Genomic DNA, 14,129 nt, shown 5'->3' on the forward strand with positions numbered 1-14,129 from the left:
CTTGGCAGCGGAAGGTGTGAGGCGGTCAGGGATGCAGACGACTGTTGCCTATATTGGGGCCGCCATTGCTGAAATCGCGGGTTGCTTTGCCTTTTGGGGCTGGTTGCGGCTCGGCAAGCCGGCTTGGTGGCTGATCCCAGGTGTGCTTTCCCTGATCGTGTTCGCGTACCTGCTGACGCTGGTCGCAACAGAGGCCGCAGGCAGGGCGTACGCCGCGTATGGCGGCATTTACATCGTTTCATCGCTGCTTTGGCTGTGGAGCGTTGAGGGCGTCCGGCCGGATCGTTGGGATATGACGGGCGCTGCAATCTGTCTGTTTGGTGCGGCCATCATCTTGGGGGGACCGCGCGGTTGAAGAATGGAAGGGCCCGCACCGTGGCTCCTGGCAAAGCGCATGTCGCATCTGGCATTAACTGGGAACTTGGGCTCGCGCTCCCGCCAACGGTCCTTCGGCGATAGCCGCGCGCAGGGTGGAACCGGGCTCGGTTTATCCTTGGTGAAACATATTCTTAACCGCCATCGCGGCCGGCTTTTGATCGAAAGCGTGCCCAAAAACGGCGCAGTGTTTACTGCCTGTTTTCCCCAGGCGAAGGCCCCGTCCACGCATTGAAGTCAAGCGATTTCAATCGCTTAGATATGTCATCCAACTGTCATCTAACCTTCGTAAAAGCTCTATCGACCGCACCTAAACGGGCGGACGTGAGCGCGATCGGGCGTAACAGACGCTTCGCTCACACAGATGGAGACGACCATGAATTTCATGAAAGCTATCGTCGCTGCAGGCCTCGTCGCCGCATCGACGTCGGCATTCGCTGCCGACATTACCGGCGCAGGCGCGACCTTCCCGTTCCCGCTCTATTCGAAGTGGGCTGACGCCTACAAGAAGGAGACCGGCAACGGCCTGAACTACCAGTCGATCGGCTCGGGCGCCGGCATCAAGCAGATCGTGGCCAAGACCGTGACCTTCGGCGCCAGCGACATGCCGCTCAAGCCGGAGCAGCTCGAGAAGGACGGCATGATTCAATGGCCGCAGGCGATGGGCGCGCTGGTGCCGGTCGTGAACCTCGAAGGCATCAAGCCGGGTGAGCTGGTGTTCTCCGGCGAGCTGCTCGGCGACATCTATCTCGGCAAGATCAAGAAGTGGGACGATCCCGCGATCGCCAAGCTCAATCCCAAGGTCAAGCTGCCCTCCGACGCGATTACGGTGGTGCGCCGTTCGGACGGCTCCGGCACCACGTTCATCTGGACCGACTATCTCTCGAAGTCCAATGCCGAGTGGAAGACGAAGGCCGGTGCCGGCACCGCGGTTGAGTGGCCGACGGGCGTTGGCGCCAAGGGTAACGAAGGCGTCGCCGGCAATGTCAGCCAGACCAAGAACTCGATCGGCTATGTCGAATACGCCTATGCCAAGCAGAACAAGCTGACCTACGGCGCAATGGTCAACAAGGCCGGCAAAACCGTCCAGCCGACGATTGGCGCATTCCAGGCCGCGGCCGCCAATGCCGATTGGGCCAGTGCCAAGAACTACTTCGTCATCCTGACCGACCAGCCGGGCGAAGCCTCGTGGCCGATCACGGGCGCGACCTTCATCCTGATGCACAAGGACGCGACCGACAAGGCGGCGTCCCAGGAAGCCATCAAGTTCTTCAAATGGGCGTTTGAGAAGGGCGACAAGATGGCCGAAGAGCTCGACTACATCCCGATGCCGGACTCGGTGGTCAAGCAGATCGAAAAGACCTGGAGCTCCGAGATCAAGAGCTGAGGTCTCATGTCCCGGACGCGGTGCAGCGCTTCTTCAGCGGTGCACCGCAGAGCCGGGACCCGGGTGTCGCCAAGCAAGAATGGACCCCGGAATAGCAGCGCACCGCAAGCGCGCTGCGCCGCATCCGGGGCACGAGACGGATCGAGCCGGATCAAGTAGAAGTACAGGGGATTGGCGTGGCAGAAATGGCGGTTGAAAGCGACGTAATGGACGCTGCCGGACCTTACGATCGCGCAAAGGCTCTCAGCGCATTCAAGCTCGGCGACGTCACTTTCTACTGGATCACGCGCGCCTGCGCGATCTCGGTTCTCCTCATCCTCGGCGGCATCATCATTTCGCTGATCATCGGCGCTTGGCCGGCGATCCGGGAATACGGCGCGGCCTTCCTGTGGACGCAGCGCTGGGCGCCGTCGGCCGATCCGCCGGTGCTGGGTGCGCTCGGCCCGGTCTACGGCACGCTGATCACCTCCGTGATCGCGATGATGATCGCCATTCCGGTCGGCCTCGGCATCGCGGTGTTCCTCACCGAGATCTGCCCGATCTGGCTGCGCCGTCCGATCGGGCTTGCCATCGAACTGCTGGCCGGCATTCCCTCCATCATCTACGGCATGTGGGGCTTCTTCGTGCTGGGGCCGTTTCTGGCCAACACCTTCCAGCCGTTCATGATCAGCGTGTTCGACGGCGTTCCCGTGCTGGGGACGATCTTCGCCGGTCCGCCCTCCTATCTCAGCCTGTTCAACGCGTCATTGATTCTGGCGATCATGGTCTTGCCGTTCATCACCGCGATCTCGGTCGACGTCTTCAAGACGGTGCCGCCGGTGCTGAAGGAAGCCGCCTACGGCGTCGGCTGCACCAACTGGGAAGTCGTCCGCAACGTCGTCATCCCCTACACAAGGGTCGGGGTGATCGGCGGCATCATGCTGGCGCTTGGCCGCGCGCTCGGCGAGACCATGGCGGTGACCTTCATCATCGGCAATTCGTTCAAGATCCAGTCCTCGATTTTTGCACCGGGCACCACGATCTCGGCGGCGATCGCGTCCGAATTCGCCGAGAGCGACGGGCTGCATCAATCCGGCCTGATCCTGCTTGGCCTCTTGCTGTTCGTGCTGACGTTCTTCGTGCTCGCGGCCGCGCGGCTGATGTTGATGCGGCTGGAAAAGAAGGCGGGGAACTAGGATCATGAACCCGATTTACGTATCCCGCCGCCGCAACAACGTCATCATCAAGTTCCTGTGCCTGGGAGCTGCGCTGTTCGGCGTGACCTGGCTCGCCTTGATCCTGTTCACGCTGTTCTACAACGGCCTCGCCGGCATCAATTTCGCAGTCTTTACCCAGGATACGCCGCCGCCGGGATCGACCGACGGCGGGCTGCGCAACGCCATCATCGGCTCGATCATGATGACCGTGATCGGGGTCGGCATCGGCGCGCCGCTCGGCCTGTTTGCCGGAACGTACCTGGCCGAATACGGCAAGCACGACAAGCTCACCTCGGTGATCCGCTTCATCAACGACATTCTGCTGAGCGCGCCCTCGATCATCATCGGCCTGTTCATCTACGGCGCCGTCGTGGTGCCGATGGGCGGCTTCTCGGCCCTCGCCGGCTGTCTGGCGCTGGCCGTGATCGTGATCCCGGTGGTGGTTCGCACCACTGAGGACATGCTGGGGCTGGTGCCCAACCCGCTGCGTGAGGCGGCGTCCGCGCTCGGCCTGCCGCGCTCGCTGGTGATCCGGCGGATCGCCTATCGCGCCGCCCGCGCCGGCCTGATCACCGGCGTGCTCTTGGCCACCGCCCGCGTCGCCGGTGAAACCGCGCCGCTGCTGTTCACCGCGCTCTCCAACCAGTTCTTCAGCCTCGACATGACCAAGACGATGGCGAACCTGCCCGTCACCATCAACAACTTCGTCCAGAGCCCCTATGTCTACTGGAAGCAGCTCGCCTGGAGCGGGGCGCTCTTGATCACGCTCACCGTACTTGCCCTGAATATTGGCGCGCGCATTCTTGGCGCCGAGAGGACATCCAAATGACCGATCTCTCCGTATCCGTGAGTAACGCGAGCGGGCCCGTTCCGCAGGTGGTGCTGCCCGAGGCCGCGCCCAAGGTGACCGCCCGCGGCCTGAACTTTTACTATGGCGAGAATCATGCGCTGAAGAACATCAACCTGACGCTCGGCACCCACCGCGTCACCGCCTTCATCGGCCCGTCCGGCTGCGGCAAGTCCACGCTGCTGCGGATCTTCAACCGGATGTACGACCTCTATCCCGGCCAGAAGGCGACCGGCCAGCTGATGCTCGATCAGACCAACATCCTCGACCCCAAGCTCGACCTCAATCTGCTGCGGGCCCGCGTCGGCATGGTGTTCCAGAAGCCGACGCCGTTTCCGATGACGATCTACGAAAACATCGCCTTCGGCATCCGCCTCTATGAAAAGATATCGAAGTCGGAGATGGACGGCCGGGTCGAGAAGGCGCTGCGTGGCGGCGCGCTGTGGAACGAGGTCAAGGACAAGCTGAACGCCTCCGGCCTGTCGCTGTCCGGCGGCCAGCAGCAGCGGCTCTGCATCGCCCGCACGGTCGCGGTGCGGCCCGAAGTGATCCTGTTCGACGAGCCGTGCTCGGCGCTGGATCCGATCTCGACCGCCAAGATCGAGGAGCTGATCCAGGAGCTGGCGGAAGACTACACCATCGCCATCGTCACCCATAACATGCAGCAGGCGGCGCGCGTCTCCGACAAGACCGCCTTCATGTATCTCGGCGAGCTGATCGAATTCGACGACACCAACAAGATATTCACCTCGCCGAGCGATCGGCGTACCCAGGACTACATCACCGGCCGGTTCGGCTAGAGCAAGATCCGGAGGAGATAACACATGGCTTCTGAACACACCGCCAAGGCGTTCGACAGCGATCTTCAGGAATTGACCCGGCTCGTCGCCGAGATGGGCGGCCTGTCTGAGCGCATGATCACTGAATCCGTCGATGCGCTGGTCCGCCGCGACATCCCGCTCGGCAAGCGCGTCGTCGCCAACGATGTCGAGATCGACCGTCTGCAGCATCTGATCGAGGAACGCGCGGTGCTGACCATTGCGCGGCGCCAGCCGATGGCGATCGATCTGCGCGAAATCGTCGGCGCCATGCGGGTCGCCACCGATCTGGAGCGGATCGGCGACCTCGCCAAGAACATGGGCAAGCGCGTCGCGGCGCTCGAAAACGACTTCCAGCCCTTAAAGCTGATGCGCGGCCTCGAGCATATGACCGATCTGGTGCTGACGCAGGTCAAGTCGGTGCTGGACGCCTACGCGGCGCACGATCTGCCGGCGGCGATGGCGGTCTGGAAGGGCGACGAGGAAGTCGACGCCATCTGCACCTCGCTGTTCCGCGAACTCCTGACCTATATGATGGAAGATCCGCGCAACATATCGTTCTGTATCCACCTGATGTTCTGCGCCAAGAACATCGAGCGGATCGGCGACCACGCCACCAATATCGCCGAGACCGTGTTCTACATGATCGAGGGACAGCAGATGCTCGACCAGCGCCCGAAGGGCGACATGACAACGTTTGCCACGGCCGTACCCAATACTTGACAAAGCGTTTCAAGCGAAGTGGGGACCGGTTCGCATAGCAATCAAGTTTACGCAGATTGCGTAGACTTATCTGCGCAGAAAACGCGTCAAACAGAAGAGGCTGAAGAAAGATGAGCGCGCGCATTATGGTGGTCGAGGACGAGGAAGCGCTGACCACGCTGTTGCGCTACAACCTCGACGCCGAAGGTTATGATGTCGAAACCGTCGCCCGCGGCGACGATGCCGACACGCGGCTGAAGGAGCGCGTGCCCGATCTCGTCGTGCTCGACTGGATGCTGCCGGGGCTGTCAGGCATCGAGCTCTGCCGCCGCCTGCGGGCGCGGCCGGAGACCAAGCAATTGCCTATCATCATGCTCACGGCGCGCGGTGAGGAGAGCGAGCGGGTGCGCGGGCTTGCGACCGGCGCCGACGATTACATCGTCAAGCCGTTCTCGGTGCCGGAACTGCTGGCGCGGGTGAAGGGCCTGCTGCGGCGGGCGAGCCCCGAGCGGCTCGCCACCGTGCTGACCTATGGCGACATCGAACTCGATCGCGAGAAACGCCGCGTCGCGCGTTCGGGCCGCCAGATCGATCTCGGCCCGACCGAATATCGCTTGCTGGAATTTTTCCTGGAGCATCCCGGCCGCGTCTTCAGCCGCGAGCAATTGCTCGACAGCGTCTGGGGCCGCGACATCTATATCGACGAGCGCACCGTTGACGTCCACATCGGCCGCCTGCGCAAACTGCTCAATCCGGGCCGCGAGCAGGACCCGATCCGCACCGTGCGCGGCGCGGGATATGCGCTGGATGATCGGTTCGCGAAGGTGGAGCCGTAAAGGCTCCATCGTCGTCCGGGCTCTCGATGGTCGTCCCCGCCTAGTGCGCAATTGCGCACGGGGCGCGGGGACCCATAACCACCAATCTCGATTGTTGAAAAACGCTGGGGCTCCAGCTCAGCCAAACCACAAGCACCTGTGGTTATGGGTCCCTGCGTTCGCAGGGACGACGAACGATTTAGTTCGTAGCCCGGGTGCAGCGAAGCGCAGCCCGGGGAATGTCAGCCAATCGCAAGACCGTCCCGGATTTCGCTGCGCTCCATCCGGGCTACGATAACCGTCCCTTTACCGCGTCGGCTTCGGCTGCTGCCGCCGCCGGTCGGCGGCGGGCTGATAGGCGATGCGCGAGTGGTGCGCGCAATAGGGCAGGCCAGCGAGCGCCTTGCCGCCGCAGAAGAAGAATTCCGGGCTCGAGGGATCGCCGACCGGCCAGTGACAGGTCGCCTCGTTCAGTTCGAGCAGCGACAGCCGCTGGCTCATCGGCACCACATTGTCGAAGGCGACCGGATCGGGCTCCAGCTCCATATCGAAGGCGTGGGCGAGCGCGGTGTTGCCGCGCGAAACCGGGCGCGACACCCGCATCATTTGCTGGGCGGCGGGGCGCGCCTTGCGCTGCCGCGGGGCGGCCGAGGAGGGGCTCTTGGCGCGGCCGGACAGGCCCAGCCGGTGCACTTTGCCGATCACGGCGTTTCGCGTCACATTTCCGAGTTCCGCGGCAATTTGGCTGGCCGATAATCCGGCTTCCCAGAGCTTCTTCAGCTGCTCGACGCGATCGTCGGACCAGGTCAATACCGTCATCGCATTCTTCCCTTCGCATCGCGCCGGCCAAATCAGGGGCAGCACTGGCGACGTCATTCGTCTCAAAAATCCCTGCGGTCAGAATCCCTTAGCCCTCGCCGGGCGCGAAAACCGCGCCGGAACGTCTACGCTTGCACAAATGGACTCTAGGGATCAGAACTGCCGCACGAGATGTCGTACCCGACAGCCCAGAGGCTACAATATGGCGTGACTCTGGCGCAAGAGTCCGGGCCTGGGCGTCCACATGTTCCGACATCTAGGCATTGCACTGCGTGTTTTCCACCACACCGCAATCTTACGGATTTCCTTATCTTGCAGTGCCGGAAAGGCGGCTTCGTGGCGTGTTGACAGCGCTCCCCGCCCACATAGAATACCTCTCACGTGCCGCCCTTAAGAGGCGGCACGTTTCGTTTTCGCAAGACCGGCCGTTGCCGCGTTCGCGCCTATGCACGCGTGTGCTCCGCGGTCGGTCTTGAAAGCAGGTCTCAAACCTTCAGTGATTGCCATGACCAATAGCGCCACGTCGCATCTGCTCCCTGTCTTTGCCAGGGTCGATCTCGGCTTCGAGCGCGGCGAGGGCTGTTGGCTGACCGCCACCAATGGCGAGCGCTATCTCGACTTCACCTCGGGGGTTGCGGTGAATGCGCTGGGCCACTGCCATCCGCATCTGGTTGCGGCGCTGCAGGAGCAGGCGACGAAGCTCTGGCACATGTCGAACCTGTTCAAGAGCCCGGATGGCGAGAAGCTTGCCGCGCGGCTCTGCGAGCAGAGCTTTGCCGACCTGGTGTTCTTCTGCAATTCCGGCGCCGAGGCGATGGAAGGCGTGATCAAGGTCGTGCGCCGCTATCAGTTCTCCAAGGGGCATCCCGAACGCTATCGGCTCGTCACCTTCGAGGGCGCGTTCCACGGCCGCACCCTGGGCACGCTCGCCGCGACCGGCTCCGCCAAATATCTCGAGGGTTTTGGGCCGCCGATGGACGGCTTCGACCAGGTGCCGCATGGCGATCTCGAGGCGGTGAAAAAGGCGATCGGACCGCACACCGCGGGCATCCTGATCGAGCCGGTGCAGGGCGAGGGCGGCGTGCGCTCCGCGCCGCAGGCCTTCTTCAAGGCGCTGCGCCAGCTCTGTGACGAGCACGGCCTGCTGCTGGCGTTCGACGAGGTGCAGACCGGCATGGGCCGCACCGGCGATCTCTTCGCCTACAAGCGCGTCGGCGTGACGCCGGATGTGATGTCGCTGGCCAAGGCACTCGGCGGCGGTTTTCCGATCGGCGCGGTGCTGGCCACCGCCGAAGCCGCCTCCGGCATGTCGCCGGGCTCGCACGGCTCGACCTTCGGCGGCAATCCGCTGGCGATCGCTTCCGCCAACGCCGTGCTCGACGTGATGCTGAAGCCCGGCTTCTTCGACCACGTGCAGAAGATGTCGCTGCTGCTGAAACAGAAACTGGCCTCCGTGGTCGATCGTTATCCCGCCGTGCTCTCGGAAGTGCGCGGCGAGGGACTGTTGGTCGGCGTCAAGGCCGTGGTGCCGCCGGGCGATCTCGTCAACGCGTTGCGCGACGAGAAATTGCTCACCGTCGGCGCCGGCGACAATGTGGTACGGTTCCTCGCGCCGTTGATCGTGACCGAGGCCGAGATCGACTTGTCCGTTCAGATGCTCGAGCGCGCCTGCGTTGCGCTGTCGGGCGCACCGTTGAAGAAGGCGGCGGGATGATGAGCAAGTCGGTCCGTCACTTCCTCGACATCAGCGAACTGCCGCCGAGCGAATTGCGCAACATGCTGGCCTTGGGCGCCGACATGAAGGCAAAGCTCAAGGCGCAGGAAAAACCTGGTGACAAGGGCAAGAAGCCGCTCGAAGGCAAGACGCTGGCGATGATCTTCGAACGTCCCTCGACCCGCACGCGGGTGTCGTTCGATGTCGGCATGCGCCAGCTCGGCGGCGAGTCCATCATGCTGACGGGTGCGGAGATGCAGCTCGGCCGCGGCGAGACGATCGCCGACACCGCGCGCGTGCTGTCGCGCTATGTCGATGCGATCATGATCCGCATCCTCAACCACGACGCGCTGCTGGAATTGGCCGCGCATGCCACCGTGCCCGTGATCAACGGGCTGACGCGGCGCTCGCATCCCTGCCAGGTGATGGCCGACCTGATGACCTTCGAGGAGCATCGCGGGCCGATCGAGGGCCGCACCGTGGCCTGGACCGGCGACGACAACAACGTGCTGGCGTCGTGGGCGCATGCGGCGGAACGTTTCAAGTTCCAGCTCAATGTCGCGACCCCGCCGCAGCTCGCGCCGAACAAGGCGATGAAGGACTGGATCAAGGCAACGCAAGCTCCGATCGTGCTCGGCAACGATCCCGAGGCCGCGGTTCGCGGTGCCGACTGCGTCGTCACGGATACGTGGGTGTCGATGGGCGACAAGGACGGCGAACATCGCCACAACGTGCTCAAGCCCTATCAGGTCAATGAGAAGCTGATGTCGCTGGCCAAGAGTGACGCGATCTTCATGCACTGCCTGCCCGCGCATCGCGGCGAGGAGGTCACCGACGAGGTGATCGACGGCCCGCAATCGGTCGTGTTCGACGAAGCCGAAAACCGCCTGCATGCGCAAAAGGGCATATTGGCTTGGTGTTTTAACGAAGGGGCGTAGGTCTCTCAGCTTGCGTTCCCCGGACGCTGCGCAGCGCCATAAGCGCGTTTACGCACGCGCTATGGCGGTGCGCTGCAGAGCCGGGGTCCATATCGCGCGGACACAAGTAGTCCCGGCTCTGCGGAGCAGCGTTGCCGGACGATGCTTTTGCATCGCCTAGGCTGCACCGCGTCCGGGACACGGATCAACCCCTTTCGTTTTGCATGTTCCGACCCCAGATAAGGCGCCATGGATTCACAATCAGACATCAAAATCACGACCGAGGCCTCCGTTCGCGCGCCGTCGTCCGTTCCCGTCGATGACGCGGTGCTGCCGTTCGAGGTCGCAGAACTCGATCTGCGCGGACGGCTGACCCGGCTCGGCCCAGCGCTCGACGACATCCTGACCAAGCACGATTACCCAACCCCGGTCGGCAAGCTGCTCGGCGAAGCGATTGTGCTGGCGACGCTGCTCGGATCGGCGCTGAAATTCGACGGCCGCTTCATCCTGCAGACCCAGACCGACGGCCCGGTGTCGTTCCTGATCGTGGATTTTCAGTCGCCGGACCGCCTGCGCGCCTATGCGCGCTACGACGCGAAGCGGCTGAAGGACGGCCAGGATTCAGGCGCTCTGCTCGGCAAGGGTCATCTCGCCATGACCATCGATCAGGGGCAGGACATGAGCCGCTATCAGGGCCTGGTGGCGCTCGACGGCGGCAGCCTCGAAGACGCCGCGCATGAATATTTCCTGCGCTCCGAGCAGATCCCGACCCGCGTGCGGCTCGCGGTCGGCGAAGAATGGCGCGGCGGCGACGGCGGAAAACACCGCTGGCGCGCCGGCGGCATGCTGCTGCAGTTCCTGCCGAAAGCGCCGGAGCGCGCGCGGCAGGCCGACCTGCATCCCGGCGATGCGCCTGATGGCGCGGTGACGCATTCCGTTGCCGAAGATGATGCCTGGGTCGAGGGCCAGTCGCTGATCGGCACCGTCGAGGATGTCGAGCTGATCGATCCCGATCTGTCGGGCGAGCGCCTGCTGTACCGGCTGTTTCACGAACCCGGCGTGCGCGTGTTCACCCCGCTGCCGTTGCGCGCGCAATGCTCGTGCTCGCGCGAAGCGGTCTCCGCGATGCTGAAAAGCTTTGCGCCGAAGGACCGCGCCGAGATGGTCAAGGACGACAAGGTGGTGGTGACCTGCGAGTTCTGCTCCTCGGTATATGAGTTCACGCCGCATGAAGCGGGCGTGGAGGAATAGGCGACCCTACAATTCGCGGCCATTTCACTTGTCGGGCAAATCACCTGAATCCTGTCCAGCCCCTCGCGCAAAAATATTTCGCTTAACACGCAGGCCAAATCACTCGCATAACTCCGCTTGTCTCACGGCAGATGAGGGGCGTTGGCCATCGTCACGAACGTGCGGTGAGATGCGATGGACGCGAGAGCTGCGACTGACGTGTGCAGCTTGAGCGTACGGCGAAGTCGTGTGGTTCTGACGCCGCGGTGCTGGCGCTAAGTTGGCGGGAAGTGTCCCGCCGACGACGGAGGCAAAAGAGCCGTTCTCCGGGAAGAGCACGAAGTAAGCCGTAAAGCCATTGCGCAGGGAAGGCCGGAATGCTCCCGCTGCCCTGTATGCTCGTGTGCACTTTTGTTTGCGCAAATCGCACGCGAGACCGCGGGTGCAGCAAGCACCCGGTCTTCCCTGCGCCCTCTAATTTCAGGAGGGCAAAGAAGATGCAAACCTCGGGCGCAACGCGCCGCGAGATCGCGAAACTATATCCCCGTCATTGCGAGCGCAGCGAAGCAATCCACCTCTCCGCTTGCCGCGCTATGGATCGCTTCGCTTCGCTCGCAATGACGGGGAGGGAACGATGCCCTGGAATCCAGGCTACAGAGAGGGCGCGATGCCCCTAGTTCAATACCCGCCTGTTATCGGGGCTATCCAGCGAGAACGTCGGCACGTCGATCTCGAACCGCTCGCCGCTTTCGCTGACCATCTGGTAGCGTCCGGTCATGAAGCCCGACGCGGTCGGCAGCGGCACGCCGGAGGTGTATTCGAAGCGCTCGCCCGGCGCGAGCACGGGCTGCTCGCCGACCACGCCTTCGCCGCGGACTTCCTGCTTGCGGCCGGTGGCGTCGGTAATGATCCAGTGCCGGGTGCGGAGCTGCACGGTCTCGGCGCCGGTATTGGTGATGACGATGGTGTAGGACCAGAAATACTGGCCGCGATCGACCGACGAGCGCTCGGGGAGGAAGTTCGGTTCGACGGTGACTTCGATCTGGCGGGTGACGGCGCGGTACATGCGGGCGAGCTTCCGGAAATCCTGTGCCGTATCATAGCCAAGAATGCCGGGGGAACAATCTCCGGTCCGTCGGGTTTGCCGGTTGTTTGATCGCGGTTTCAACATAGTTCCATTCTAGAGCGCACCCGCGCGCCGTCCGGCCCCGTATCTGTTTGCGTATCTTGTGCGCAAGTTGCGGGCCGATATTATCTTTCCCGGTCCGTGCACGCGTAAAAGCTCAACTAACGGTGCCAGATGTCGTCCATTGCCGATCCAGTTACCGGAACGCGTCGCAGCGATGCCAAGGCGGTGTCTGCCGCGCCGGCGGTCACGCTGCCGGTGGCTGGCGAGCGCGAACTGCGGCTCGACCTGTTTCGCGGGATGGCGCTATGGCTGATCTTCATCGACCATCTGCCGACCAACATCCTGACCTGGTTCACGATCCGAAACTACGGATTTTCCGACGCCACCGAGATCTTCATCTTCATCTCCGGATACACCGCCGCGTTCGTCTACGGCCGCGCGATGCTGGAGGCCGGCTTCGTGGTGGCCACCGCGCGTATCATGCGCCGGGTCTGGCAGATCTACGTCGCGCATGTGTTCCTGTTCACGATCTTCCTTGCGGAAATATCCTACGTCGCGACCCGTTTCGAGAATCCGCTCTATAGCGAAGAAATGGGCATCATGGATTTTCTCAAGCAGCCTGACGTCACCATCGTGCAGGCGCTGCTCCTGAGATTCCGGCCCGTCAACATGGACGTGCTGCCGCTCTACATCGTGCTGATGCTGTTTCTGCCTGTTATCCTGTGGCTGATGAAGTGGCGGGCCGACATCGCGCTGGGGCTGTCGGTGCTGCTGTACGCACTGACCTGGCACTTCGACTGGTATCTGACGGCCTATCCGAGCGGCTTCTGGATCTTCAACCCGTTCTGCTGGCAGTTGCTGTTCGTGTTCGGTGCCTGGTGTGCGCTGGGCGGGGCGGCGCGCATGTCGCGCATCCTGTCGTCGCCGGTGACGATGTGGATTTGCGTTGCCTATCTCGCGGCCGCGTTCTTCGTCACGCTGACCTGGCACATTCCGCAGCTTAGCTTCCTGATGCCGAAGCAGCTCGAACAGTGGATGTATCCGATCACCAAGACGGATCTGGACGTGCTGCGCTTTGCCCATTTCCTCGCGCTGGCGGCGCTCACCGTGCGCTTTCTGCGCAAGGATTGGTCAGGGCTCAAATCGCCCTGGCTGCGACCATTGATCCTGTGCGGCCAGCATTCGCTTGAGATATTCTGTCTCGGCATCTTCCTGGCCTTCGCCGGGCACTTCGTGCTGGCCGAAGTTTCCGGGGGTGCTCTTACGCACGCCCTGGTCAGCCTTGCCGGAATCCTCATCATGTGGGGCGTGGCGTGGGTGATTTCGTGGTACAAGCATTCGGCCGACAAAGGAGCGTCGAAAACGAAGATCGCTGGTGGCAACGCCGACATGGCGGGAGGAGGCGCATGAGGCCCGGTTCCGGAGCTGTGCTGGTCCTGACCCTGTTTGCCGGCCTTGCAGCCGGTGGTTTTGCTCGCGCCCAGGATGCCGCCCCTCAGGCCTGCCAAGTCCCAAGCCATCTCCTCTCCACCGAGAGCACGCTTCCGAAGGTGGCCGAGGCCGTCAAGAACGCCCGGCCGCTGACCGTCCTGGTGGTGGGCAGCCGCTCATCGACCATCCTTTCCTCCGAAGCCAGCGCCTATCCGGCCAAGCTGCAGGCGGCCCTGAAGGAGAAGCTGCCCTCGATCCCGGTCAACCTCACCGTAGAACTCCAGACCGGGAAGACGGCCGAGGAGGTGGACGCCAACCTCGTTAAGCTGGTGGAAGCAAAAAGGCCTACTTTGGTCATCTGGCAGACGGGGACCGTCGATGCTATGCGATCCGTCGATCCCGACGATTTTCGCGGTGCGATCGACGAGGGACTTGTTGCGCTGCAAAATGCAGGAGCCGATGTGGTTCTGGTCAATCTGCAATACAGCCCGCGCACCGAAACGATGATTTCTGCGCCGCCCTACCTGGATAACATGCGCGTGGTGGCGCAGCAGCACAACGTTCCGCTGTTCGATCGGTTTGCTATCATGCGTCACTGGAACGACGCCGGAGATTTTGACCTGTTCAGTACTTTTCACGGCACCGACATGGCCAAGCGGGTTCATGGCTGCCTCGGCCGCGCGCTGTCGAAATTTGTGCTCGATGCGGCCCGCCTCGACCAGGCGCAGCAGAATTAGGGACCAGCGTTA

At 63.0% G+C, this 14,129-nt stretch carries 14 protein-coding genes and 1 pseudogene; 13 read left to right on the forward strand and 2 right to left on the reverse strand.

Features of this window, described 5'->3' with window-relative positions:
• Positions 1-31: 31 nt before the first annotated feature.
• The 8 genes and pseudogenes from V1279_RS00600 to phoB all read left to right on the forward strand — a co-directional run bounded on the left by V1279_RS00600 (position 32) and on the right by phoB (position 6,161).
• A complete protein-coding gene (locus tag V1279_RS00600; protein ID WP_334431537.1) occupies positions 32-355 on the forward strand; it encodes a YnfA family protein in 324 nt (107 codons plus the stop codon).
• A gap of 96 nt (positions 356-451) precedes the next feature.
• Positions 452-610, forward strand: a pseudogene (locus V1279_RS00605) (ATP-binding protein); the annotation flags it as partial.
• A gap of 141 nt (positions 611-751) precedes the next feature.
• A complete protein-coding gene (gene pstS / locus V1279_RS00610; RefSeq protein ID WP_334431539.1) occupies positions 752-1,762 on the forward strand; it encodes a phosphate ABC transporter substrate-binding protein PstS in 1,011 nt (336 codons plus the stop codon).
• Positions 1,763-1,947: 185 nt separating this feature from the next.
• The gene (pstC, locus tag V1279_RS00615; protein WP_334446123.1) at positions 1,948-2,937 is read left to right on the forward strand and encodes a phosphate ABC transporter permease subunit PstC; all 990 of its coding nucleotides are present in this window, start codon (positions 1,948-1,950) and stop codon (positions 2,935-2,937) included.
• Between the two features lie 4 nt (positions 2,938-2,941).
• Positions 2,942-3,787: a phosphate ABC transporter permease PstA gene (gene pstA / locus V1279_RS00620; RefSeq protein ID WP_334431541.1), complete on the forward strand. Its 846-nt coding sequence runs from the start codon at positions 2,942-2,944 to the stop codon at positions 3,785-3,787.
• Entirely contained in the window at positions 3,784-4,605 is an 822-nt protein-coding gene (gene pstB, locus V1279_RS00625; protein WP_334431543.1) for a phosphate ABC transporter ATP-binding protein PstB, read from the forward strand. The genes pstA and pstB overlap by 4 nt, the downstream gene beginning before the upstream one ends.
• A 24-nt stretch (positions 4,606-4,629) precedes the next feature.
• Complete coding sequence (gene phoU / locus V1279_RS00630; RefSeq protein WP_334431545.1) at positions 4,630-5,346, forward strand: phosphate signaling complex protein PhoU; 717 nt, start codon at positions 4,630-4,632, stop codon at positions 5,344-5,346.
• A 110-nt stretch (positions 5,347-5,456) separates the two neighbouring features.
• Positions 5,457-6,161, forward strand: a complete 705-nt coding sequence (phoB, locus tag V1279_RS00635; RefSeq protein WP_057853529.1) for a phosphate regulon transcriptional regulator PhoB — start codon at positions 5,457-5,459, stop codon at positions 6,159-6,161.
• A gap of 285 nt (positions 6,162-6,446) precedes the next feature.
• Here phoB and V1279_RS00640 read toward each other — a convergent pair whose 3' ends face one another.
• The gene (locus tag V1279_RS00640) at positions 6,447-6,959 is read right to left on the reverse strand and encodes a GcrA family cell cycle regulator (protein ID WP_334431547.1); all 513 of its coding nucleotides are present in this window, start codon (positions 6,957-6,959) and stop codon (positions 6,447-6,449) included.
• A gap of 505 nt (positions 6,960-7,464) precedes the next feature.
• Between V1279_RS00640 and V1279_RS00645 the strand changes: the two genes are divergently transcribed.
• The 3 genes from V1279_RS00645 (at position 7,465) to V1279_RS00655 (ending at position 10,841) form a co-directional block, all read left to right on the forward strand.
• On the forward strand, positions 7,465-8,673 hold the full coding sequence (locus V1279_RS00645) for an aspartate aminotransferase family protein (protein WP_334431548.1): 1,209 nt from the start codon (positions 7,465-7,467) through the stop codon (positions 8,671-8,673).
• Positions 8,673-9,611 carry an ornithine carbamoyltransferase gene (gene argF / locus V1279_RS00650; protein ID WP_334431549.1) on the forward strand — a complete coding sequence of 313 codons (939 nt, stop codon included), beginning with the start codon at positions 8,673-8,675 and terminating at the stop codon, positions 9,609-9,611. The genes V1279_RS00645 and argF overlap by 1 nt, the downstream gene beginning before the upstream one ends.
• 228 nt (positions 9,612-9,839) lie before the next feature.
• Positions 9,840-10,841: an Hsp33 family molecular chaperone gene (locus tag V1279_RS00655; RefSeq protein WP_334431551.1), complete on the forward strand. Its 1,002-nt coding sequence runs from the start codon at positions 9,840-9,842 to the stop codon at positions 10,839-10,841.
• Positions 10,842-11,493: 652 nt separating this feature from the next.
• Here the strand turns inward: V1279_RS00655 and apaG are convergent.
• On the reverse strand, positions 11,494-11,886 hold the full coding sequence (apaG, locus tag V1279_RS00660) for a Co2+/Mg2+ efflux protein ApaG (protein WP_334431553.1): 393 nt from the start codon (positions 11,884-11,886) through the stop codon (positions 11,494-11,496).
• A gap of 234 nt (positions 11,887-12,120) precedes the next feature.
• Between apaG and V1279_RS00665 the strand changes: the two genes are divergently transcribed.
• Positions 12,121-13,359: an OpgC domain-containing protein gene (locus V1279_RS00665; protein ID WP_334431555.1), complete on the forward strand. Its 1,239-nt coding sequence runs from the start codon at positions 12,121-12,123 to the stop codon at positions 13,357-13,359.
• Entirely contained in the window at positions 13,356-14,117 is a 762-nt protein-coding gene (locus V1279_RS00670; protein WP_334431557.1) for an SGNH/GDSL hydrolase family protein, read from the forward strand. Before V1279_RS00665 ends, V1279_RS00670 begins: the two co-directional genes overlap by 4 nt.
• Positions 14,118-14,129 lie beyond the last annotated feature (12 nt).

It is taken from the genome of Bradyrhizobium sp. AZCC 1610, assembly GCF_036924515.1.
Lineage (GTDB): Bacteria > Pseudomonadota > Alphaproteobacteria > Rhizobiales > Xanthobacteraceae > Bradyrhizobium.